Source organism: Oleiphilus sp. HI0061 (assembly GCF_001635675.1).
On the sequence record NZ_LWFE01001835.1, the window covers coordinates 1 to 640 of the forward strand.

Annotated in this window: 1 protein-coding gene; it reads right to left on the minus strand. The window is 46.1% G+C overall.

The window, feature by feature from the left end:
• Window positions 1–17: 17 nt before the first annotated feature.
• A partial coding sequence (gene tmpT / locus A3735_RS27940; protein ID WP_068639074.1) for a thiopurine S-methyltransferase occupies window positions 18–640 on the minus strand: 623 nt, incomplete at its 5' end.

Below are 640 nucleotides of genomic sequence, written 5' to 3' on the forward strand. Positions count from 1 at the left end.
ATAAAAGGGCCGCTGGTTTAATTCTTGCGCTCAAGTAGCCAGACATATTCAGTGATAGGAAAGGCTGCTGAAAACTTGTCTGAAACCTTCGTGCTATCAAGGGGCCGTAAGTTGTAATGCTGTGCGTAGTGTTGTCGCAATTCTTCTTCGCTAACTGAAAAAGGCGGACCACTCATTAGGCTCTGATCATACTGATAGCAAACCACTAGCTGAGGCGTTCGAGCAACCAGAGTGTTGAGGTGTGAGGCATATTGCTTGCGCATCTCTACAGGCAAAGCAACTAAACTGCCACGGTCAAACACAGCGTCAACCTGGCCAAGCGTTTCTTTATCGACACTGAAGAAATCACCGACTAGTATGTCTACATTCTCAGCATGATAGCGTTTAATTTGCCCCTGGGTGCTCACTTCTGGCCGAACGCCCATTTCATCGAAAAGTTGTTGTATGGCCAACTCGCTTAACTCGATGCCAACAACCTGAAATCCCTTAGAGGCTAGCCAAGGAATATCGAGAGTTTTCCCACATAAAGGTAAAAGTATTCGTTTACCGGGGGCGAGCTTGAGCAAGTCGAGGTGTTTTACCAAGTTAGGGTTTGCTTCACTTTCATGAAAGCCGATGGTGTTGTTTTTCCAACAATTGA